Annotated in this window: 17 protein-coding genes and 1 tRNA gene; 4 read left to right on the top strand and 14 right to left on the bottom strand. The window is 64.5% G+C overall.

What is annotated here, in order from left to right; genetic code table 11:
• Window positions 1-73 precede the first annotated feature (73 nt).
• From H9639_RS16510 to H9639_RS16485, 6 genes are all read right to left on the bottom strand, one after another.
• Window positions 74-1,018: a serine/threonine-protein kinase gene (locus H9639_RS16510; RefSeq protein WP_191809177.1), complete on the bottom strand. Its 945-nt coding sequence runs from the start codon at window positions 1,016-1,018 to the stop codon at window positions 74-76.
• A 189-nt stretch (window positions 1,019-1,207) separates the two neighbouring features.
• Window positions 1,208-2,035: an alpha/beta fold hydrolase gene (locus H9639_RS16505; RefSeq protein WP_191809176.1), complete on the bottom strand. Its 828-nt coding sequence runs from the start codon at window positions 2,033-2,035 to the stop codon at window positions 1,208-1,210.
• On the bottom strand, window positions 2,035-2,364 hold the full coding sequence (locus tag H9639_RS16500) for a biotin/lipoyl-containing protein (protein WP_191809175.1): 330 nt from the start codon (window positions 2,362-2,364) through the stop codon (window positions 2,035-2,037). The genes H9639_RS16505 and H9639_RS16500 overlap by 1 nt, the downstream gene beginning before the upstream one ends.
• Window positions 2,357-3,406 carry an alpha-ketoacid dehydrogenase subunit beta gene (locus H9639_RS16495; protein ID WP_191809174.1) on the bottom strand — a complete coding sequence of 350 codons (1,050 nt, stop codon included), beginning with the start codon at window positions 3,404-3,406 and terminating at the stop codon, window positions 2,357-2,359. The genes H9639_RS16500 and H9639_RS16495 overlap by 8 nt, the downstream gene beginning before the upstream one ends.
• Entirely contained in the window at window positions 3,399-4,433 is a 1,035-nt protein-coding gene (locus H9639_RS16490) for a thiamine pyrophosphate-dependent enzyme (protein WP_191809173.1), read from the bottom strand. The genes H9639_RS16495 and H9639_RS16490 overlap by 8 nt, the downstream gene beginning before the upstream one ends.
• Window positions 4,434-5,043: 610 nt before the next feature.
• Window positions 5,044-5,352, bottom strand: a complete 309-nt coding sequence (locus H9639_RS16485; protein WP_191809172.1) for a hypothetical protein — start codon at window positions 5,350-5,352, stop codon at window positions 5,044-5,046.
• On the opposite strand from H9639_RS16485, the gene H9639_RS16480 reads away from it, so the two are divergent.
• Together H9639_RS16480 and H9639_RS16475 are read left to right on the top strand one after the other, a co-directional pair.
• A complete protein-coding gene (locus H9639_RS16480) occupies window positions 5,351-5,851 on the top strand; it encodes an Lrp/AsnC family transcriptional regulator (RefSeq protein WP_191809171.1) in 501 nt (166 codons plus the stop codon). The genes H9639_RS16485 and H9639_RS16480 overlap by 2 nt on opposite strands.
• A gap of 54 nt (window positions 5,852-5,905) precedes the next feature.
• Window positions 5,906-6,613, top strand: coding sequence for an NUDIX hydrolase (locus tag H9639_RS16475; protein ID WP_191809170.1), 708 nt, complete (start codon window positions 5,906-5,908; stop codon window positions 6,611-6,613).
• 16 nt (window positions 6,614-6,629) lie between these two features.
• Here H9639_RS16475 and H9639_RS16470 read toward each other — a convergent pair whose 3' ends face one another.
• The 5 genes from H9639_RS16470 to H9639_RS16450 form a co-directional block, all read right to left on the bottom strand.
• The gene (locus H9639_RS16470; RefSeq protein WP_191809169.1) at window positions 6,630-7,112 is read right to left on the bottom strand and encodes a MarR family winged helix-turn-helix transcriptional regulator; all 483 of its coding nucleotides are present in this window, start codon (window positions 7,110-7,112) and stop codon (window positions 6,630-6,632) included.
• A 4-nt stretch (window positions 7,113-7,116) separates the two neighbouring features.
• Entirely contained in the window at window positions 7,117-8,232 is a 1,116-nt protein-coding gene (locus H9639_RS16465; RefSeq protein WP_191809168.1) for an LLM class flavin-dependent oxidoreductase, read from the bottom strand.
• 144 nt (window positions 8,233-8,376) lie between these two features.
• A complete protein-coding gene (locus H9639_RS16460) occupies window positions 8,377-11,496 on the bottom strand; it encodes an efflux RND transporter permease subunit (RefSeq protein ID WP_191809167.1) in 3,120 nt (1,039 codons plus the stop codon).
• Between the two features lie 141 nt (window positions 11,497-11,637).
• A complete protein-coding gene (locus H9639_RS16455; protein ID WP_191809166.1) occupies window positions 11,638-13,134 on the bottom strand; it encodes a malate:quinone oxidoreductase in 1,497 nt (498 codons plus the stop codon).
• A gap of 108 nt (window positions 13,135-13,242) precedes the next feature.
• Entirely contained in the window at window positions 13,243-14,913 is a 1,671-nt protein-coding gene (locus H9639_RS16450) for an ABC transporter substrate-binding protein (RefSeq protein WP_191809165.1), read from the bottom strand.
• Between the two features lie 132 nt (window positions 14,914-15,045).
• On the opposite strand from H9639_RS16450, the gene H9639_RS16445 reads away from it, so the two are divergent.
• On the top strand, window positions 15,046-16,824 hold the full coding sequence (locus H9639_RS16445; protein WP_191809164.1) for an ABC transporter ATP-binding protein: 1,779 nt from the start codon (window positions 15,046-15,048) through the stop codon (window positions 16,822-16,824).
• Window positions 16,825-16,916: 92 nt separating this feature from the next.
• Here the strand turns inward: H9639_RS16445 and H9639_RS16440 are convergent, their stop codons facing one another.
• The 3 genes from H9639_RS16440 to H9639_RS16430 form a co-directional block, all read right to left on the bottom strand.
• Entirely contained in the window at window positions 16,917-17,858 is a 942-nt protein-coding gene (locus tag H9639_RS16440; protein ID WP_191747217.1) for an ABC transporter permease, read from the bottom strand.
• Window positions 17,855-18,859 carry an ABC transporter permease gene (locus tag H9639_RS16435; protein WP_191809163.1) on the bottom strand — a complete coding sequence of 335 codons (1,005 nt, stop codon included), beginning with the start codon at window positions 18,857-18,859 and terminating at the stop codon, window positions 17,855-17,857. Before H9639_RS16435 ends, H9639_RS16440 begins: the two co-directional genes overlap by 4 nt.
• Before the next feature lie 92 nt (window positions 18,860-18,951).
• Window positions 18,952-20,646, bottom strand: coding sequence for an ABC transporter substrate-binding protein (locus H9639_RS16430; RefSeq protein WP_191809162.1), 1,695 nt, complete (start codon window positions 20,644-20,646; stop codon window positions 18,952-18,954).
• Between the two features lie 349 nt (window positions 20,647-20,995).
• On the opposite strand from H9639_RS16430, the gene H9639_RS16425 reads away from it, so the two are divergent.
• Window positions 20,996-21,068, top strand: a tRNA-Lys gene (locus tag H9639_RS16425).
• Window positions 21,069-21,071 lie beyond the last annotated feature (3 nt).

The raw sequence follows: 21,071 nt of genomic DNA, 5'->3' as shown, positions 1-21,071 counted from the left end.
TGTGTGTGGTAACCACCAAATCTAAGAGGTCTTCACCTATTTCCCGTGTAACTAACGTGGTGTCTCAGTACAGCTAGCCCAGGCTGGGTGCGTGGTCCGGCGGCAGCGGGATGTAGATGTTCCCGGTGGTGATTCCCCCGGTGCTGACCTCATCGTCCTCCGCAGCGGCCGGACCCCCGGCAGCAAAGGCAACATCCGGCTCCGAAGCCAGCAGGCGCAGCGCCCCCGCGGCGTCGTGTGCTGCCGGGCGGACATCCGGCAGGCGCGCCGTCATGGCACGGAGCAGTTCCACCCAATCCTCACCGAGGGACGCGGGGATTTCGGGATCCCGGAGCAGCCGGGCGACAGCTGCCTCCACAATCGGACCCGGGAACGCTTTTTCCCCGGTCAGGGCTTCCAGGAGCACCAGACCCAGTGAATAGATATCCGTGGAGGGCTGCACCGTACCACCCTGCGCCTGCTCAGGGCTGAGGTAGTTGGCGGTGCCGATGGTCGCGCCGTGTGCGGTAGCCACCGTGGCCTCCACCATGCGGGCAATACCGAAGTCCGTGAGCTTGGGGTACAGGCGGGAATCGTGTTCCTGGGGGAAAAGCAGGATATTGGCCGGCTTCACATCGCGGTGGATGACTCCCTGTGAGTGCACGTACGCGAGGGCATCGGCCAGGTCTGCGCCGAGAGAGGCGACCGAGAGCGGAGGCAGCGGACCCGATTTCAAGGTGCGGCGCAGGTCCGGTCCGTCAACAAGTTCCATCACGAGGTAGCTCAGCACACGGCCATCCTCACCGTGGTGCAGGCCGGCATCCAGGAGCGTAACCAGCCCGGGATGGTTCAGTGTCGCCAGCAGCAGTGTTTCGGTGTGCTGGCGGCGGTAGTCGTCGTCCTCCTGCACAGTGGGCCGAAACAGCTTTACGGCAACTTCGCGTCCCAGGTTCTCATCCGTCGCGCGGTGTACGGATGCAGCGCCGCCGGTGCCGATGAGCTCGGTAATGCGGTAGCGCTGCCCCAGGAATAGGTCCAACGGCGTCCTCACTTATGGGTTGAACCGCAGCGCGAAGCTGCGGCGAAAAATGCAGGGGGAAAGGTGCAGAGTAAATCGAAAGCACGCTTAGTAATTCTTTAAGTGTACTGACTATTTGATCTTAGCCTGTACCAACACCCTGCGGCCCGTGTGCGCCGCATGCTGTAACCAAGTCTTTACCTGGCTGCTCTAAGCCGGCGCCGTCTGCCCGGCACCCAGGAACTCCACCGCGGCAGACTTGAACGCCCGCGAAGTCACAGCGTTCGCGTGGCTCCGTCCCGGCAAAAGAAGCAGGTCAGCGCGGCCGCTGAGCTCGGCCAGCCGTGGAGCTGTGGCAGCCAGGGTGTCCTTGTCTCCCGCGACCAGCAGCAACGGCATGGTGGGAACTGCCTCGCCGGGCCGGAACGGCTCCAGCTTGATGGCCTCAATCAGTGTGAATAAGGCCTCAAGGTCATTGGACGGCACCAGGGTTGCCATCCGCAGCAGGTCGGCACTGACTGGATCCACAAGGGGCGCACCCCCGGCCAGCGAGGCGCGGGCGCCTTCCAGATCGAAGTCCGCGAGCGGATCGCCGGTACCCGGCCCGCCCAGAACCATCCTGTGGACGTAGCCGGAGGCTTCCGCACCGAATTCCCAGCCCAGGCGGGAACCAAGCGAGTAGCCCACCACGTCCACGCCGGAGGAGGCGCCGCCGTCGGCAAGGGGGTGGACCCCGTTGGCCGTGAGCAGCTGCAGGAGGTTCGTGCGGATGCGGCTGGGCCGGTAACTCTCCAGGGTGAGCGGCGCAGGGCTGCGCCCATGCCCCGGCAGGTCGACGGCGATAACCCGCCGGCCAGCCGCAGTGAGCGCCGTGATCCAGCCGGTGGACTGCCAGTTCATTTCCGCGGAGGAGGCGAAGCCGTGCAGCAGCAGGACGGGCCGCAGGCCGGCGTCCGTCCCAGGGGCCGGCTCGTGGATCTGGAAATGCAGCGCGGCGCCCGTGCCGGTCCCGGCGCCGTTGAGTGTCTGCGCTGTCATTAGTCTTCGTCCAGGACCGCGGAAAGCCGGACCCGGCGCCGCGCAGGGGCTTCCTCGGGGACGGTGCCGACGATACCGGCGGTGTTGTCCGGGACCTCGAACACCACCAGCGGTTCGCCAACGTTGATCTTTTCGCCCGGTCCGCCGTGGATGCGGGCTACGACGCCGGCCTGCGGCGAGGGAAGCTCGACAGCGGATTTGGAGGTTTCCACCTCAACCAGCGGCTGATTCCGCTCAACCTGGTCTCCGGGGGCCACCAGCCATTCAAGGATGGTGGCCTCAATCAGGCCTTCGCCGAGGTCGGGCAGGGGAAAGGAAATTTCAGCCACGCCGGTACTCCAATACTCGCTGGATCCCAAAGAGGATGCGGTCAATGTTAGGGATGTATTCGTCTTCGAGGTCACCTGAGGGATACGGTACGTCGAATCCGGTGACCCGTTCCACCGGAGCGCGCAGGGTGTCAAAACAGTGCTGCGTAATCAGGGCAGCGACTTCCGCACCCAGCCCGGCGGTCAGCGGGGCTTCATGCACGACGACGGCGCGCCGGGTCCGGCTCACCGAGGCTGCCAGACCCTCGGCGTCGATCGGCTTGAGCCAGCGCAGGTCCAGCACCTCGATGTCGATTCCGTCCTCCGCCGCGAGTTCGGCCACCTGCAGGCAGCGTGCCACCATGGCGCCCCAGGCGACGAGGGTCAGGTGCTTTCCAGGGCGGACAACCTTAGAGCCAAGCGGCGAGCCGGAATCATCGAAGTCCACCGCTCCCTTCTGCCAGTAACGGGACTTCGGTTCCATGAAGATCACCGGGTCCGGCCGGGCGGCGGAGTACTTCAGCAGGTGATAGGCCTCGTGCGGGCTGGAGGGAGAAACGACCTGCAGGCCGGGTACATGGGCGAACAGGGCCTCGAGTGACTCCCCGTGGTGTTCGGGCGCACGGATGCCGCCGAAGCTGGGCACGCGGAGGGTGACCGGCATGGGCATGGTTCCGCGGCTGCGGTAGTTCATCCGGGCGAGCTGGGTGATGATCTGGTTGACGGCAGGGTAAGCGAAACCGTCGAACTGAACTTCGGGGATGGGGTGGAAGCCGGCCATCGCCAGGCCGACGGACATGCCCAGGATTCCGGACTCTGCCAGCGGTGTATCGAAGACGCGGTCCGCGCCGAACCGCTTCTGCAGGCCGTCCGTGATGCGGAAAACTCCGCCCAGCCGGCCGACGTCCTCACCGAGCACCACAGCCTTTTCGTCCTCAGTGAGGATTTCGGCCAGTGCGCGGTTCAGGGCGGCCTGCATTGAAATAGTTTCGACGGACGCGGGCGCCGCGGCAGCCCCGGCGGCATCCATCGGCCGGGCTCCTTCGGTTACTTGGCTAGACATGTTCGGATTCCTCCCGCCAGGCGCGGGCCTGGGCCTTCAATGCGTTCGTGGGTTCTGCGAAGACAAAATCGAACATTTCAGACCCGGGCCGTGAGCCCAGTGCCTGGACGCCTTCACGCACGGCCTCCGCGTGCGCCTTGGCGTCCGCCGCAGCGGAGTCGAGAAACTCCTGCGTGCCGGCACCGGAGGACAGGATGAGGTCCGCCAGCCGGGTTACTGGATCGGTGCCGGCGTCGCGGCGTTCCTCGTCAAGGGTCCGGTAGCGGCCGGGATCATCGCTGGTGGAGTGCGGTCCCCGCCGGTAGGTCATAGCTTCGATCAGTACCGGACCCTTGCCGGCGCGGGCATGGGCCGCCGCGCTGCGGGTGGCCCGCACGACGGCGGCGGCATCGTTGCCGTCAACCGTCACGGACGCCATGGCGTACCCTGAGGCGCGGGCAGCCACCCTGCCGCCGGCAACCTGCTCTTCGGTAGGCAGGGAGATGGCCCACCCGTTGTTCTGTACGAAGAAGATTACTGGCGCCTTGAGAACCCCGGCGAAATTCATCGCCTCGTGAATGTCGCCCTGCGAACTGGCGCCGTCGCCAAAGTAAGTGATGGCGACGGGGAGGTCCGTTCCGGGTGCTGCGGCGAGGCGGGAACCGTGGGCCCACCCGACGGCGTGCAGCACGGACCCGCCCACTACGGCCTGGATTGGAGCTAGCCGGGTCTGCACCGGGTTGTACAGTCCGCCGTGCCAGCTGGCCTTGTGGGTGGACATGTACTGAACCATGTCCACGCCCAGGGCCAGGGCAACACCCATTTCGCGGTAGGTCGGGAACAGGAAGTCCCGGGCGGGGTCCATGGCAAAGGCGCTGCCCACCTGCGCCGCTTCCTGGCCCAGTTCAGGGGCATAACCGGGAATGATGCCCTGGCGCTGCCAAGCGACGGCGGCCAGGTCCAGTTCCCGGGTGGCGCTCACCAGCGAATAAAGCCGGCGCAGTTCCTCATGCGTGAGCTCGGGGGTGCTCTTGGTGTCTAGGTCCATGTGCTGAAAGTAACCGCTGTCACATGACTGCGGCAATCTGAACCGCTGGGACTGAACACACTGTGCATCTTGTGTCCCAAAATCCAGATACACCTAGACAACTTGCCAAGCAATTTTCGGATCAACTGCTCAGCGAGTGCAGAGCGGCACTGTGCTTGGATCGGTGCGGCGAGGTCCCGCCAGCCCTAAAGCACGTCCCGGTGGATGGAAAACGCCTGCCGGACTGGCATTTATTTTATTTCCCGGTATGGTCTGAAAGTATCCATTGGTTGAGGAACACAGGAGTGTAAATTGTCTGGAAAATCGCCGCAAGGATCTGACGCCAAAAAACCCGGCAAGTCGATCAAGGAGAAGCGGGCTGAAAAACGTGCCAAGTCAGCTGCTGATTCTGAACTCGTTCCCCGGAAGCGCAAGGGGCAGTAGCGCACAGGGATAGTCTGGAGCGGCCGGAGCAGCCGGAGCGGCCGGAAGCCCGGGGTGGCGGCTGATGGCGCGCCCAGGGGCAACCGGAGGGTTTTTGTCTGGAAAAGGGAAAATCCGTAAAAAGTGACGGGCAGTTCTATCAAAATGGATTTTATGCCCGGTGCTGTCCGGGAAAAGGTGCCGCCCGCTAAAAGTCGCCGTCCGGTAAAAAGTGCCGTCCGGTAAAATCGCCGCTGTCCGGCAGAAGCGCTTTGAAAACGATGCCGTACAAATAACCGACGCCCTGCAAAAAGCTGAGCGTGGAAAATATCCGGCCGCTGAAAACAATGCAAAAAGCAGCCCCCGCTGGTTTCCCGGCGGGGGCACTTTGCCGTGGCGTGCTGAGCGCTGCGCCGGTTCTGCGGATAGAGTTCCCGATGAGAGCCGGCTCACCTGCGCTCTTCGGCTGAGGCCCGTCCTGCGGCTCACGGTTGTGCTTCCACGGAAAGGTTGCCATGGCGACGGATCAACTCGATGCCAGGATCGTGTCCCTGTTTACCGATGACCCCCGTATGTCGGTGCTGGAGGCCTCACGAAAGCTGAAGGTCGCCCGGGCAACGGTGCAGGCGCGGCTGGACAGAATGCAGCGCAGCGGAGTGATAGCAGGGTGGGGGCCCAAGGTGGACCCCGCGGCGCTGGGCTATGACGTGATCGCCTACTGCTCGCTCACCATCCGCCAGGATCTGGGCCACGACGCCGTCGTGGCGGCTCTGGCGGAAATCCCGGAGATCCAGGAAGCCCACACGGTTTCGGGTGAGAGTGACCTGATCGCCCGGGTGGCGGCCCGTTCCAACTCGGACCTGCAGCGCGTTATCGATTCCATGGTTGCGACGGGAACGGTTCTGAGGTCGTCATCCGTGATTGTGCTCAACACCCATTTTGAAGGCCGTATGCTTCCGCTGCTGCACGCCGCGGCCGGGGCCGGCGCCCGGGATGGTGCAGGCCAAAGCGCGTAACGTGGAGTTGAAGCTGCGCTAGTTTTTATTTTCGTCCTGGGAGGGGCCGCGGGGATGACTCCAAAGTACGCCAATGTCTCTGAGCGTGAGCTGGAGCCGCCGTCGCTGGCCATCTCAACGGTGATCTTCGCCCTGCGCCCGGATCCTGAAACGGGCAGGCTGACCCTGTGGCTGCCGCTGGTCCGCAGGATCCGCCAGCCGTACCGGGAACTCTGGGCCCTGCCCGGAGGGCCGCTGCGGCCCAGCGAATCACTGCAGGACGCCGCGGCGCGCAACCTTCAGGAGACCACCGGCCTGTCTCCGCGTTATCTCGAACAGCTTTATGCTTTCGGGGGCCCGGACCGCTCACCCACCCCGCGGGTGGTCTCCATTGTGTACTGGGCGCTCGTCCAGCCGGACGAGGCCGCCCTTGCCCGCCAGGACGAGAATGTCGCCTGGTTCCCGGCTGATGCCGTAGGAACGCTTGCCTTCGATCACAACCGGATCATCGACTACGCCCTCTGGCGGCTGCGCAACAAGATGGAGTACGGCTCCATCGCCTATGCGTTCCTGGGCCCGACCTTCACGCTGGCGCAGGTCCGTGAAGTGTATGAGGCTGTTCTGGGGCGGGAACTGGACCCGGCCAATTTCCGCCGCCAGCTGCAGGCAACACAGGACATTGAACGGACGGATTCGTTCCTCCAGGGCGGCCGGCACCGCCCGCCGCGGTTGTACCGCTATACCGGGCCCGAACTGCAGTCAGACGCTTTCCCGCCCGCCTAGGCCGCCCCGGGCCCGCTTATTCGGGCCCGGGTTTGCCCTCAGAGTTGAGGCTGTCCAGCAGCTTGTCGGTCAGGGACTTCAGGTCGGTGAGTTCCTCCGGGCTCAATGCCGGTGCCAGCAGGTCGTGGATCGTTCTGACGTGGATCCGGCCGAGGCGCTTCTGCACCGCGCGGCCTTCCTCTGTCAGGGACAGCTCCACGCCCCGCTGGTCGTTCTCGGCGGGGCGCCGGCAGACCAAGCCCTTGTTTTCCAGCCGGTCCATCATTCTGCTCAGGCTTGGCTGGCTGATGAGGAGGTGTTCATTGAGCTCGTTCAGCCGGGTCCAGCCGCCCGGACAGCGGCTGAGATTAAACAGCACGTCGTACTCGCGCATGGTGAGTTCCTTGAACTCCCGGTCACGCTGAAGCCGCCGCATTACACCGACCTGGGCCCGGAAAAGCGATTCCCAGGTTTCGGCTGTCTGTTTGACGGGAGTAGACCCGCTGTTCTCCGAACTCATCCCATTAGCCTACTGAAGAAGAGGTGCTCTGTGCGCCGGATGTCACGGAGGCGCGCTCGGAGACCCGTGCCGCGTGGGTCGGCCCGTCGGGAACGTGGGCCGGACGGCGGGAATCGAGCTCACTGCGGAGTTCGGGCAGAACATACTCTCCAAAGAGGTCCAGCTGTTCCAGAACGGTCTTGAGCGGCAGGCCGGCATGATCGATCAGGAAGAGCTGGCGCTGGTAGTCGCCGAAGTATTCCTGGAAGGTCAGGGTCTTTTCCAGCACTTCCTGCGGGCTGCCAACGGTGAGCGGGGTCTGGGCGGTGAAGTCCTCCATGGAGGGGCCGTGGCCGTAAACCGGGGCGTTGTCGAAGTACGGCCGGAATTCGTTCACCGCGTCCTGGGAGTTCTTCCGCATAAAGAACTGTCCGCCCAGGCCAACGATTGCCTGGTCCGCGGAGCCGTGTCCGTAGTGCTCATAACGCTCGCGGTACAGCCCGATGAGCTGCATGTAGTGCTCCTTCGGCCAGAAGATGTTGTTGGCGAAGAACCCGTCTCCGAAGTAAGCGGCGATCTCGGCAACCTGCGGGGTGCGGATCGAGCCGTGCCAGACGAAGGGGGCGACGCCGTCGAGCGGACGCGGGGTTGACGTGAAGTTGCGCAGCGGGGTGCGGAACTTACCTTCCCAGTTCACTGTCTCGTTGTCCCAGAGCTGACGCAGGAGGTTGTAGTTCTCCACGGTGAGGTCAACCGAGTCCTGGATGTTCTTGCCGAACCAGGGGTAGACCGGAGCCGTGTTGCCGCGGCCGAGGACCAGGTCCGTGCGGCCGCCGGAGAGGTGCTGCAGCATGGCGAAGTCTTCGGCAATCTTCACCGGATCGTTGGTGGTGATCAGGGTGGTGGCCGTGGAGAGAATAATGCGCTCGGTCTGGGCCGCAATGTAGCCCAGCAGGGTGGTGGGGGAGGACGCATAGAACGGCGGGTTGTGATGCTCGCCCGTGGCGTAGACATCCATGCCGATCTCTTCGACCTTCTTGGCTATTGCGACGGCGGCCTGGATGCGCTCGCCTTCCGTGGGCATCCGCCCCGTGACCGGGTCCCGGGTGATGTCACTGACGCTGAATACGCCGATCTGCATGGTGGCCTCCTGGTGCCTGCCTGTGGTTCCGCCCGGCGGCCGGGTGGAAGGTATATGCATTTGCATCTACTGACAGGATACAACAGGGAGCGCCTGGATTTATTCCCCGTGGTCGGAACCGTGCCCCGGAGGAAACATTCAGCCTCAGGCCGTTTGGCTGGCTGCTTCCTCCTTCGCCAGGGCACGGCGTTCCCTGGGCCCCTCGACGAGCTGGTAAAGCACTGGAACCAGAACCAGCGTCAGTACGGTGGAACTCACCAGGCCGCCGACGACGACGATTGCCAGCGGACGGGAGATGAAGCCGCCTTCGCCGGTGACGCCCAGCGCCATCGGTGTCAGCGCAAAGATGGTGGCCAGCGCCGTCATCAGGATGGGGCGCAGCCGCTGCCGGGCTCCGCGCATCACGGCCTCCCGTACGCTCATGCCCGGTTCGCTTCCGCGGGGCCTGCGGTACTGGTTAATCAGGTCCATCAGCACAATGGCATTGGTGACGACAATGCCCACGAGCATCAGCATGCCGATGAGTGAGGGCAGGCCCAGCGGAACATCAGCGATCAGCAGGAGCAGGATCGCTCCGGTCGCAGCGAACGGCACCGAGACCAGGAGAATCAGCGGCTGCACCAGGGACTTGAAGGTCGCCACCATAATCACGTACACGATCGCAATTGCGGCCAGCAGGGCCCAGCCCAGCTGGGTGAAGGACTCGGTTTGCTGGGTCGCGGCACCGCTCAGGGTAGCGGTGACAGTGGGCGGCAGCTCCACGTTGTCCAGCTCCGCCTGCACCTCGGCGATGGCACCGCCCAGGTTGTCACCGGCCGGGGTGACCGAGACGACGGCGGTGCGTTCACCGCCGGATGAGGAGACGCTGGTGGGAACGCTGGTCTCGGCCACGACGGCCAGCTCGCTCAACGGAACCGGCCCGGCAGCCGTTGGCACGATGATCCCAGCAAGCTGTTCGGTGGTCGTCACGACGGTGCCTTCACCGATCAGGACCGGAAAGTCATCGGTTCCCAGCCGGACGGTTCCCGCCGGCAGAGGACTCAGGGTGGAGGCGAGGAGCCCCGCTACCTGTTGTTCATCCAGTCCTGCGGCGACGGCCTTTGCCCGGTCGATGGTCACCTGGACCACCGGTTCTGACGAGGCAAGGTTAGAGGTTGCTTCGGAGACACCCGGCAGCACGGACATTGCCTCAACCAGCGCGTCTGACGCGGGCTGAAGCTCCGCCGGGTCTCCGGCGGAAATTTCGATGTCCACGGTGTTGGAGGTGCCGAATCCGCCGCCCTGGGTGCCCAGGGAGACGGTGCCGGCTTCCTCACCAAGGTCTTCGAGTTCCCGGCGCACGGTCTCCCGCAGCGCGACCTGGTCGACGCCCTGGTCGGTGATCACGGTGAAGTTGGCTACCGAAGCCCCGCCGGCGCTGAAAGCGGCGATGCCGGAGGTGGAGGTGCCCATGGTGACCTGGACGTCCTTAACGCCCTCGGTGCGGGCCAGGACGTCCTCCACCGCGGCAGCTGCTTCGGACGTGGTCTCGAGTGAGCTGCCCGGCGGGAGTTCCTGCCGCACGCTGAAGGTGTTCTGCCCGGTGTCGCCGAGCAGGTTTGTTTGCAGCAGCGGCGTCATTGCCACAGTTCCGGCCAGGACCAGGGCCCCGGCCAGCAGCGTGTACACCGGGTGGCGCTGGGTGCCGCGCAGGATCGGCAGGTAGCCCCGCTGCAGGAAGGAGGACTGCTCCCGGCGCTCGGCCTCTGCGCGGTACGCCTGCGGATCGCTGACCGGCTTCGGCGACTTCAGGAACCAGTAGGCCAGCACCGGAACGATGGTGAGCGATACCAGCAGCGAGGCCAGCAGAGCCAGCGACGTGGTGATGGCAAAAGGCCGGAAGAGTTCCCCGGCCAGCCCGCCCACCAGGGCGATCGGCGCAAACACTGCCACGGTCGTCAGGGTTGAGGCCGTGACCGCGCCGGCAACTTCCCGGATGGCGGTGAGGATAGCCGTGCGTTTTTCCTCGCCATAGCCCAGATGCCGTTTGATGTTCTCGATCACAACGATCGAATCGTCCACCACGCGGCCGATCGCAATGGTCAGCGCCCCGAGGGTCAGGATGTTCAGCGAGTAGCCGAAGGCCAGCAGTCCGATGAACGTGACCAGCAGGGACAGCGGAATGGAGACGGCTGTGACCAGGGTGGACCGGACGGAGAGCAGGAACACCAGAATCACCAGGACGGCAAAGCCCAGGCCCAGCAGTCCCTCCGTGGTGAGGTCGGAAATGGACTTTTCGATGAAGGGTGCCTGGTCAAAGATCACCGTGAACTTTGCGCCGTTGCCCAGCTCGTCCTGGAGCGAGGGCAGCAGGTTCATCACTTCGTGGGAAATTCCCACGGTGTCCCCGGCGGGTGTTTTGGTAATCGAAATGGCGAGCGTGGCCTCGCCGTTTGTGCGGGTGATGGAGGTTTCTTCGTTGTCGGTGATTTCAACACTGGCGACGTCGCCGATGGTGGGCGGTTCAGCGCCCGGGGACGGGCTCTGCGTTTTGAGAGGAAGGGCCGCAATCTTCTCGAGCGAATCCAGCGGGCTGCCCACCTGGATGGAAAGGGTGCGGCTGTCCTCCTGGACTGTGCCGGCGGGGATGAGCGCGCCGCTGTTTTCCAGGGCGGCGGAAATGTCTGCCGGCGAGACGCCGCGTGCGGCCATTGCGGCGTCGTCGGGCAGGACAGCGATGTGCCGGTCCGAACCGCCGGTGACCTCGGCCGTGCGGACCCCCTCGATCTTCTGCAGCCGCGGTACGGTCAGCCGCTGCAGGTCTGCGCTGAGCTCGCTCAGCGGCTGGTCGCTGGAAACGGCCAGATAGACGATCGGAAAATCGCTGATGCTCCCGGCAAGGGACTGCGGATTAGTGTCCTCCGGCAGGGACTGCCTGGCATTGGAAATAGCGCGGTCCACCTGGCCGCGGGCCCGGTCCAGGTCGGTGCCGTAGGCGAAGGTGAGGGTGATCGCGGAAATCGAGTTCCGGGAGGTGGCGGAGGATGACTCCAGACCTTCGACGGCGGTGAGCGCGGCTTCCAGGGGTTCGCTCACCTGTTTGTCCACCACCTCGGGGGAGGCGCCTGGCAAGGCGGTGATCACGCTGATCTGGGGGAACTCCAGCGCGGGGATGAGTTCCTGCTTCAGAGAATTCAGCGAGATCACACCAAAAACGGCCACGAAGACCGTGATGAGCGCAATCAGCGCCCGGTTGGAGAGGGAGAGCTTGGCCAGACGATCCATGAACCTGCCTTTTGACGGAGACGGATTCATCATACGTGCGCGGGCTTCCGGCCAACGTTCAGCGGATCACACGCCGGTGAAACGCGCTGTGCCCCGGACCGCTGGAAGCGTTCCGGGGCACAGGGTTGCTGCAGGGGCTGGTTAGCCCAGCTTCAGGACGCGGTTGGTTTCGGCGTCGATCTCTTCGGCGAGCGACTCGTTCTCGTTCAGCTTCACGCCGTACCCGGGGATCATTTCCTTGATCTTCGGCTCCCAGCCGGCAAATTCGCCGGGGAAGCAGCGCTTCATCAGGTTGATCATGATCGGAGTTGCGGTGGAAGCGCCCGGCGAGGCGCCGAGCAGGGCGCCGATGGAGCCGTCGGCCGAGGTAATGAGCTCGGTGCCGAACTGCAGCACGCCGCCGCTCTTCGGGTCCTTCTTGATGACCTGGACGCGCTGGCCGGCGGTAATGAGGTCCCAGCCTTCGGTGAGGGCCTCAGGGTAGAACTCGCGCAGGGCCTTGGTTTTGCCTTCACGGGATTTCAGCACCTCGGTGACGAGGTACTTCACCAGGGACATGTTGTCCTTGGCAACGGCAAGCATGGGGATCAGGTTGTGCGGGCGCACGGACAGCGGCAGGTCCAGGAAGGAACCGCCCTTGAGGAACTTGGGTGAGAAGCCGCCGTACGGGCCGAAAAGCAGGGACTTCTTGCCGTCCACGAAGCGGGTATCCAGGTGCGGAACGGACATGGGCGGAGCACCGACCGAGGCCTGGCCGTAGACCTTGGCATTGTGCTGCGCAATGATCTTTTCATCCGTGGAGCGCAGGAACTGGCCGGATACCGGGAATCCGCCGAAGCCCTTGCCCTCGGGAATGCCGGAGCGCTGGAGCAGGTGCAGGGCACCGCCGCCGCCGCCGATGAAGACGAATTTGGCCGAAACCATGCGGGTGGCTTTGGTGGCGCGGTTGCGGACAGTGACGTCCCAGCCGCCGTTGGAGGCACGCGTGACGTTGGTCACCTCATGCCCGAAGTGCAGGTCGGCGCCGTTGGCGCCCAGGTAATTGATCAGTTCGCGGGTGAGCGCGCCGAAGTCCACATCCGTGCCGCCGGCGACGCGGGAAGCTGCAACCCGCTGGCCGGAGTCCCGGCCCTGCATCAGCAGCGGAGCCCACTCGGCGATCTTGCCGTGGTCCTCGGTGAATTCCATCGTCTTGAACAGCGGCTGGGCGCTGAGCGATTCGTAGCGCTTGCGCAGGTACTCGGAGTGCGCGTCGCCCCAGACAAAGCTCATGTGGGGGAGCGGGTTGATGAAGCCGCCGGAGATGTGGCCCTGGGCAACCATGTGTGCCCAGAACTGGCGGGAGACCTGGAACTGCTCATTGATGCCGACTGCCTTGGCCGGGTCAACGGTTCCGTCGGGTCCTGCCGGGCTGTAGTTGAGCTCGCACAGTGCGGCGTGGCCGGTGCCCGCGTTGTTCCACGGGTCGGAGCTTTCGGTGCCGGCACGGTCCATCCGCTCGAAGAGGGAAATGCTCCAATCCGGAGCCAGCTGCTTCAGGAACGCTCCGAGAGTCGCGCTCATGACGCCGCCGCCGATCAGCAGTACGTCGGTTTTTGTTGCGGACTTCTCCGCCGGGCTATCAGCAGTCAACTTCATATCTCCAGTCACGTGGACGCTAGCCTAAGAAGCGTATCCCTCGTAGCGCCCTTACTAAAATTCCCGGCGCTTTGAATACAGCCGGCCGGCCGTCACCGGTACCGGGAGCTAGCTGGTGAGCCTGACCTTATTAAAGACTTCGTTCAGCACCGGCGACGTCGGATACTGCGCAACCCGCGGTGAAACCGTCAGCGTCGAGATGGGGTAGGCCAGGGGAACTGCCGGTACCCGGGTGGAGATACGGTCGGAGATGGACCGGTAGGCCTCGGAGCGGTCCTCACCGGCCGGAAGCGTGCGGGCCCGGTCAATCTTGGTGAACAACTGCGGATCATCATAGCCAAACTCGTCGCTGTAGCCGCCGAACAGGGTTCCCACGAAGTTGTCCGCATCCATGTAGCTGCCGCTGAGCCCGGAAAGGTGGAGCGCGCGGTCTCCCTTCCGGGCGATCTGTTCCAGGTAACCGTCGGACCACTCGACCGGAACTGGGCGGATGTTCAGGCCCGCTGCGGTCAGCTGCCGGCTCAGCTCGGCGTAGACCTTCTCCGGATTTGGCAGATACGCACGGGTGACACGGCGGGGGTAGTAGAAGGGCAGCTCTTCTCCGGCGTAGCCGGCTTCCTCCAGCAGCTCCTTGGCGCGCTCGGTGTTGTGTCCGTAGTTGGTTACGTTGTCCGAGCGCAGCCCAAGTTTCTCCGGGAGGAACTGGTTGGCGGACTTTGTGCCGTTAAGGAACAGGTCCTCGAGCAGTGCCGGTTTATCCACGGCGTGCGCAATCGCCTGGCGCATTTTCGGTTCGTCCAGGCCGGGGAAGTTCTGGTTGATGCCAAGGTAGAGGACGGAGTAGGGGTCCCGCTGCAGGATCTGCATGCCGGCCCGCGCCAGTTCACCCACGTCGGAGACCGTGACCAGGTCATAGCCGTCCACTTCGCCGTTCTTCAGCGCGCGCAGCCGGCTTTCCGGGCTGGTGATCGTGCGGAAGACCAGGTCGTGGATTTCGCCGCGGTCGCCCCAGTACTGCGGATTAGATGTCAGCAGGACTTCGTCTTCGGTCCAGGAGGTGAAGGCAAACGGTCCGGTGCCGACAGGATGCTGGGCATAACCGGAGACCCGGGTTCCGTTCCGCTCCTCGGAGAGGGTGTCGGCGCGCCCGTCCGCCAGGGCGCGGGGCGAAGAGATGGCGAACTCAGGGGAGGCCAGTGCAGGAATCAGTCCCGTAAGCCGGGTGGCGAGCTCGAGGCGGACGGTGTATTCATCCACCGCTGTGCAGGACCGGTAAGCGGAGAGTTCGGGAGTGTCCGCAAAGCCTTTGAAGACGGATCGGAAGGTCAGCACCTCGGAACCGCGGGCTGCTTCGGGCAGCTTGTACCAGCGTTCAAAGTTTGCGCAGACGGCCGCTGCGTTCAACGGCTCGCCGTCATGGAACGTCACCCCGCGGCGGAGGGTGAAGTCGTAGGTCCGCCCGTCCTCGGACTCGGACCAGGTTTCCGCCAGCAGCGGTACGGGCGCGGAGGTTACCGGGTCTACGCCCACCAGGGTTTCCATGATCTGCCGCGTAATCCGGTGGGACTCTGTGTCCACGGCCAGGAACGGATCCAGCCCGGCAGGGCGGGCGGCGGTGGCAAAGATGAACGACGCCGTGGGTTCAGCGGACTGCGACGGCGAGGGGGAACCGCTGGTGGTGTCCTCATCAGGACGTGCGGCTGTGCAGCCTGCCAGTGCCAGGGCTGCGGCAATGGCTCCGGCCTTGATGACAGAGCGCCGTGTAGCGGATTGGGTCACAGCTGTTGGGTTCTCCTCCGGGACGCACCATCCCTGCCGGCTTCGCGAATTTCTAAGTCTAAATGATAAAAAACCGGTAAAGGCGGGTGAGAGTTACCTCACAATGTCCCGTTGGTAAGGCAGGATATGGAAATGACTGAAACCAGCCCTGCATCTGCGCTGCTCGAAGTGACCGATCTCGCCGTCGGCTTCCGGACAATGGACGGCCAGGTGCAGGCGGTCCGTAACGCCGGGTTCAGCCTGGGAGCCGGCCAGACCCTGGCAATTGTTGGTGAGTCCGGATCAGGAAAGTCCACCACGGCCATGGCTGTCATCGGTCTGCTGCCCGGCAATGGCAAGGTAACGGCCGGGAGCATCCGCTTCGACGGGCAGGAACTCGTGGGACTGGCCGAGTCGAAGATGCGTGCCATCCGCGGCCGTTCCATTGGGCTGGTGCCGCAGGACCCCATGTCCAACCTGAACCCGGTGACGAAGATCGGCACCCAGGTCGCCGAGACCCTGCTGGTTCACGGTATGGCCACGTCCAAGGATGTGGACCGCAAAGTCGTGGAGGTCCTGACCGCCGCGGGTCTGCCGGACGCCGCTGAACGCGCCAAACAGTATCCGCACGAATTCTCCGGCGGCATGCGCCAGCGTGCCCTGATCGCTATCGGGCTGGCATGCCGGCCCCGGCTGCTCATCGCCGACGAGCCCACCAGTGCCTTGGACGTTACGGTCCAGCGGACCATCCTGGACCAGATCGGCCGTATGACCGACGAACTGGGGACAAGCGTCCTGCTGATCACGCACGACCTTGGGCTGGCGGCGGAGCGGGCAGCGGAACTGGTGGTGATGCATCGGGGCGAGGTCGTGGAGACCGGCCCGGCCAGGCAGCTGCTGGAGGACCCGCAGCACCCCTACACCCAGTCACTGGTCCGGGCAGCTCCCAGCGTTGCCGCGGTCCGGCTGAGCCCCGGTGCTTTTGCGGCGCCCGCCTCACAGCGGCTGCACCTGGCCGAAACCGAGCCGGGCTCCGGTGGCGCCGGACCGGGCGGCTCGGCAGTGGCGGTGGCAACGGCAGCCGGACCGGACGGGGTCCCGCCGGAACCGGCGGAACAGAACTACGCGAAGACACCGAACATCGTGGAACTCAAGGACCTGAGCAAGGTGTACCGGATCCGCGGCAAGGCCGGTGATTTCCACGCCGTCCGGAACGTCAGCCTGGAAATCCCGCGCGGCCGCACAGTGGCAATCGTCGGTGAGTCGGGTTCCGGCAAAACAACCACCGCCAGGATGCTCCTGAAACTGATCACGCCCACCAGCGGCTCCATAACGTTCGACGGCGTCGATGTCGCCTCGCTGGAGAAGAAGGCGCTGCGCAGCTTCCGCCAGCGGGTACAGCCCATTTTCCAGGACCCGTATTCGTCCCTCGACCCGATGTTCACGATTGAGCGGATCCTGGAGGAACCGCTCAAGACCTACAAACGAGGGGACCGGGCCGAACGGGCGGCCCGCGTCCGGGAGCTCATGGAGCAGGTGGCCCTGCCGGCCTCCATGCTGAGGCGGTATCCGGCTGAACTGTCCGGAGGCCAGCGCCAGCGGGTAGCCATTGCCCGGGCGCTCGCCTTGAACCCGGAACTGATCGTGTGCGATGAGCCCGTGTCCGCCCTGGACGTGCTGGTGCAGGCACAGATCCTCAAGCTGCTCGGCGATCTGCAGCGGGACCTGGGCCTGAGCTACCTTTTTATCTCCCACGACCTGGCTGTCGTCCGGCTGATCTCCGACTATGTCTGCGTGATGAAGGACGGGGAGCTGGTCGAGGCGGCGACGTCGGAGGAAGTCTTCCAGAACCCGCGGCATCCCTATACCCGCAAGCTGCTTGCCTCCATCCCGGGCAACGAACTGAACATCGACGGCGAGCTCGCCTCCTAGCGCCGGCACAGGCAGCCCCGGCGGCCGGTACAGCGAAAAGGGTCCGTTTACTCACAGAGGAGGCGGACCCTTTTCGCTGTTCCGAAGCCGGGCTACTTGCTCCGGGTCTTGGGGTCCAGCGCTTCACGCAGCGCTTCGCCCAGCAGGGTGAAGCCAAGTGCGGTGACGGCGATGCAGATACCGGGCAGGAAGGCCAGCTGCGGCGCCACCGCCAGTTCGTTCTGCGCGTAGGTCAGCATCCGGCCCCACTCGGCGCTCTCCGGCCGCCCGCCACCCAGTCCCAGGAAGGACAGGGCCGCTGCGTCGATCACGGCGGTCGCCAGGGTCAATGTGGCCTGGACAATCACGGGACCGACGCTGTTGGGCAGCAGATGGCTCATGGTGATGGTCCGGGTGCTCAGCCCCAGTGCCTGCGCGGAGAGGACATAGTCCGCGCCGCGCTGGCTGATCATGGAGGAACGCAGGAGCCTGGCGAAGATGGGCACCTGGGAAACGCCGATGGCAATCATTACTGCCGACGGCGTCTGTCCCAGCACGGCTGCGATACTCACGGCCAGCAGCAGATTCGGAACCGAGAGCAGGATGTCTACGAAGCGCATGATGACGCTGTCCACCCAGCCGCCGACACCGCCGGCGATTACACCGAGCAGCATGCCGCCCAACAGGCCGAGGGCCGTGGAGACGACACCGATCAGCAGGGACGCGCGTGCTCCCCAGATGAGCTTGGACAGGACATCGCCGCCAAACCTGTCCAGGCCGAGGGGATAGCCCTCAATGTCACCGGGGCCGGGAATCGACGTCGGCGTGATCTCGGTGCGGCCCGGGAGTTCCTCGCCGCCGTAAGGCGCAAGAATCGGAGCGAAGATGGCGACCAGGATGAACAGACCTACGATCACGGCGCCGGCGACGGCCGCAGGGTTGCGGCGCAGCCGCCGGAAGGCGTCCTGCCACATCCCGCTGCCGCGGGTGTCCGGGGCTGTGGCATCATCCGGACGAACGGCCCCGCCGGAAGGAGGGGGAAGAACCGTACTCATTGCACCCTCACCCTCGGGTCGATGAAGCCGTAGGACACGTCAACCAGCAGATTGATCAGTGAATACGCTACGGCGATGAAAATGATGAAGCCCTGCAGCACGGGGTAGTCCAGGTTGAAGATGGCATCCCGCAGGAATCTGCCCACTCCGCTGAACGCGAAGACAGTTTCGGTCAGCACCGCCCCTGAAATGAGGAGGCCGGTCTGCAGGCCGATTGTCGTCGTGACGGGGAGCATGGCATTGCGCAGCACAAACCGGTTGCGGATGGTCCGCTCCATCAGGCCCTTGGCCCGGGCCGTGCGGACGTAGTCTGCGCCCTGCACTTCAAGGACCGAGGCACGCGTGATGCGCACGATGATGGCCAGCGGAATGGTGCCCAGCGCGATGCCGGGAAGGATCAGGTGCATTAGGGCATCCCAGGATGCGTCCCACTCTCTGGTGAGGATTCCGTCCAGAACATAGAAGTCCGTGACGTGGGTGGCATTGATGCGTGGATCCTGCCGGCCGTCGGTCGGGAAAATCGGCACCTGGATCGCCAGCAGCCACTTCAGGATGAAGGCCAGGAAGAAGACCGGCACAGTGATGCCGATCAGGGACAGCACCACCGAGGAGTGGTCCCAGAACCGGCCGTAGTGCCTGGCTGCCAGGTAGCCCAGCGGGATGCCGATGCCGATCGCGAAGATGAGGGCGACGGCGGCGAGTTCCAGTGTGGCCGGGAAACGGGTGGCGAACTCTTCCAGGACCGGCCGCCCGGTGACTGTTGACGTGCCGAAATCGCCCTGGAGGAGCTTTCCGACGTAGGTGAAGTACTGCTCAACGAGCGGGCGGTCGAAGCCGTAGGCTTCGTTGATCCTGGCGATGGCCTCCGGGGTGGCCTTGTCTCCCAGGAGAGCGGTTGCCGGTCCGCCGGGAAGGTTGCGGACCCAGACGAACAGCAGGATGGATAAACCGATCAGGGTCGGAATCAGCATTAACAGGCGCTTGCCGATGACTTGCAGCACGCGTGTCCTTTCTCAGCCGGTTCCAGGCTGGGGAGGAGGTAAGGACAGAACGGGCCGGGACCCAGCATGCTGGATCCCGGCCCGGTTCGCCGCTACTTGTTGAGCTTGATCTGGTTGAATACTTCGTCGTTGACGGGGGAGGCGGGGTAGGAATCCACACGCTCCGAGAAAGCCAGCGACGGCGCCGGGTGGGCCAGCGGAACCGCCGGGACGTACTTGGCGATGTCGTCGTTGATCTTCTCGTACATCGGGGTCTGCTCTTCCAGGCTGCTTACCTGGCGGGCGGCCTCGAGCTGGTCGAAGATCTCCTGGTTGGTGAAGCCGAACTCCGGCTTCTCCTGGCCGAAGAACACGCCCACGAAGTTATCCGTGTCGTTGTAGTCCCCGGTCCAGCCCAGCAGGTGGATGCCGTGGTCTTCGGTGGCCTGCACACGGTCCAGGTAGTCCGGGGACCACTTGCTCGGCTGCGGGTTGACCTTGATGCCCACTTCCTCCAGCTGGGCGGAGATGTTGGAGAAGACCTGCTCAGGGGTCGGCATGTACGGCCGGGAAACGCCGGTTGGGTAGTTGAAGTCCACTGTGAAGCCATCGGGGTAGCCCGCTTCCGCCAGCAGTTCCTTGGCCTTCGCCGGGTCGTAGTCGTACGTGGTGACATCCTCGTTGTACCCGTTGACGACGTCGGGAATGAACTGCGTGGCGACCTTGGTGCCTTCGGGAAGGGTCTGGTTGACCAGCGCTTCCTTGTCGATCGCATGGGCGATCGCCTGGCGGACCAGCGGGTCGGCGAGCTGTTCAACCTTCTGGTTCATGCCCAGGTACAGGATGGTGAACGGATCACGGGGAATGACCTTGAAGCCGGCGTCCGCCAGTGCCTGGGTGTCGGCCGGCGCCACCAGGTCGTAGCCGTCAATGTCGCCTGACTGCAGGGACTGGCGGCGGGAGTTGGGATCGTCGATCACGCGGAAGATGATGTCAGTGACCTGTCCCTGCTCGCCCCAGTAGTCCTCGTAGGCGGAAAGGGTGATCTGGTTGCCGACTTCCCAGCCTTCGAACTTGAAGGGACCGGTGCCCGTGGGGTGTTCCTTGGCATAGGTGGTCAGCGTAGGCGCTTCGGCGGTGCCGGAGGCTTCGTTGGCTGCATACTCCTCCATCGCCGTCGGGCTCTGCATGGAGAAGGCCGGCAGCGAGAGCGCGGCGATGAACCCGGCGAACGGCTTGGCCAGCGTAACTACGGCCTCGTTTTCAGCGGTGGCTTCACAGGACTCATAGGTGGCGGTCTCCGGAGTGTCAGCGAATCCCTTGAAGAGCTTGCCGTAGTAGTAGGCGAGGCTCTCGGCCTGCTGGATACCGGTGAAGTTGTACCAGCGGTCGAAGTTGGCGCAGACAGCTTCTCCGTTGAAGGGCGTGCCGTCGTGGAACGTGACGCCCTCCTCGAGGGCGAAGGTGTACGTCAGCGCGTCCTCCGAGGTTTCCCACGACTTGGCCAGCAGCGGGGCCGGGTCGGCGGTGCCAGGTTCTACACCCACCAGGCCCTCGAAGATCTGGCGGCTGACGCGGAAGGACTCGCCGTCGGAGGCGAAGGCAGGATCCAGGGTTTTGGGATCCGAGGATGCGGCGAAGACGAACGTGCCGTCGACTTCCGAGGCGGTGGCGCCGTCATCGGCGGCCTCGCGGTTGCTTTCGGCGCAGCCGGAGAGCACAAGCGCGCTCATGGCCAGCCCGGCGGTCAGGGCAGCTGCCCGTCTCCGGGTGGACCTGCTGAGAGTGAATCTGCCAGCAAGGGTCATTGGTATCTCCTCTGGGGCGGTGTGATGTGGCGTAGGACACAGAGCCTAATGGCACAGGGTGGCTGGTTTGGGACGCTAAGCAGGTTCGGCGCGGTCACAATTCGGTTACACCGGGACATTGCCGGCACCGCGCGCCCTTCGATGCTCGATGGTTGACACTGCCCGCGGCCGCCCGTGCCGTCCTCCTGCTGCGGTGGCGGGGGATAGTGCGGTGAGGTGCTGTCTGGATGGGCGGGGCCAGTACGACGCCGCCGATTTCGCATTTGCGAATAGGTACTGGTAGAGTTTCATGTCGTTGCGGAGGAGGAACTGCGGATTTTTCCGGCAGATCCAGCCTCCAAAACTGCCAGCACCTCTAGCTCAATTGGCAGAGCAATTGACTCTTAATCAATGGGTTCCGGGTTCAAGTCCCGGGGGGTGCACAG

It is taken from the genome of Arthrobacter gallicola (assembly GCF_014836775.1).
GTDB lineage: Bacteria > Actinomycetota > Actinomycetes > Actinomycetales > Micrococcaceae > Arthrobacter_B > Arthrobacter_B gallicola.
The sequence above is the reverse complement of the archived record's forward strand: the minus strand, read 5'-3'. Positions and strand labels throughout refer to the sequence as shown.

What these genes read in the sequence shown, in the direction of transcription:
- H9639_RS16480 (WP_191809171.1), top strand. Translation starts at nt 5,351, where the DNA reads ATGGCGACGGATCAACTCGATGCCAGGATCGTGTCCCTGTTTACCGAT.
- H9639_RS16430 (WP_191809162.1), bottom strand. Translation starts at nt 20,646, where the DNA reads ATGACCCTTGCTGGCAGATTCACTCTCAGCAGGTCCACCCGGAGACGG.
- H9639_RS16465 (WP_191809168.1), bottom strand. Translation starts at nt 8,232, where the DNA reads ATGCAGATCGGCGTATTCAGCGTCAGTGACATCACCCGGGACCCGGTC.
- H9639_RS16505 (WP_191809176.1), bottom strand. Translation starts at nt 2,035, where the DNA reads ATGACAGCGCAGACACTCAACGGCGCCGGGACCGGCACGGGCGCCGCG.
- H9639_RS16495 (WP_191809174.1), bottom strand. Translation starts at nt 3,406, where the DNA reads ATGTCTAGCCAAGTAACCGAAGGAGCCCGGCCGATGGATGCCGCCGGG.
- H9639_RS16445 (WP_191809164.1), top strand. Translation starts at nt 15,046, where the DNA reads ATGACTGAAACCAGCCCTGCATCTGCGCTGCTCGAAGTGACCGATCTC.
- H9639_RS16475 (WP_191809170.1), top strand. Translation starts at nt 5,906, where the DNA reads ATGACTCCAAAGTACGCCAATGTCTCTGAGCGTGAGCTGGAGCCGCCG.
- H9639_RS16485 (WP_191809172.1), bottom strand. Translation starts at nt 5,352, where the DNA reads ATGGCAACCTTTCCGTGGAAGCACAACCGTGAGCCGCAGGACGGGCCT.
- H9639_RS16460 (WP_191809167.1), bottom strand. Translation starts at nt 11,496, where the DNA reads ATGGATCGTCTGGCCAAGCTCTCCCTCTCCAACCGGGCGCTGATTGCG.
- H9639_RS16440 (WP_191747217.1), bottom strand. Translation starts at nt 17,858, where the DNA reads ATGAGTACGGTTCTTCCCCCTCCTTCCGGCGGGGCCGTTCGTCCGGAT.
- H9639_RS16490 (WP_191809173.1), bottom strand. Translation starts at nt 4,433, where the DNA reads ATGGACCTAGACACCAAGAGCACCCCCGAGCTCACGCATGAGGAACTG.
- H9639_RS16470 (WP_191809169.1), bottom strand. Translation starts at nt 7,112, where the DNA reads ATGAGTTCGGAGAACAGCGGGTCTACTCCCGTCAAACAGACAGCCGAA.
- H9639_RS16455 (WP_191809166.1), bottom strand. Translation starts at nt 13,134, where the DNA reads ATGAAGTTGACTGCTGATAGCCCGGCGGAGAAGTCCGCAACAAAAACC.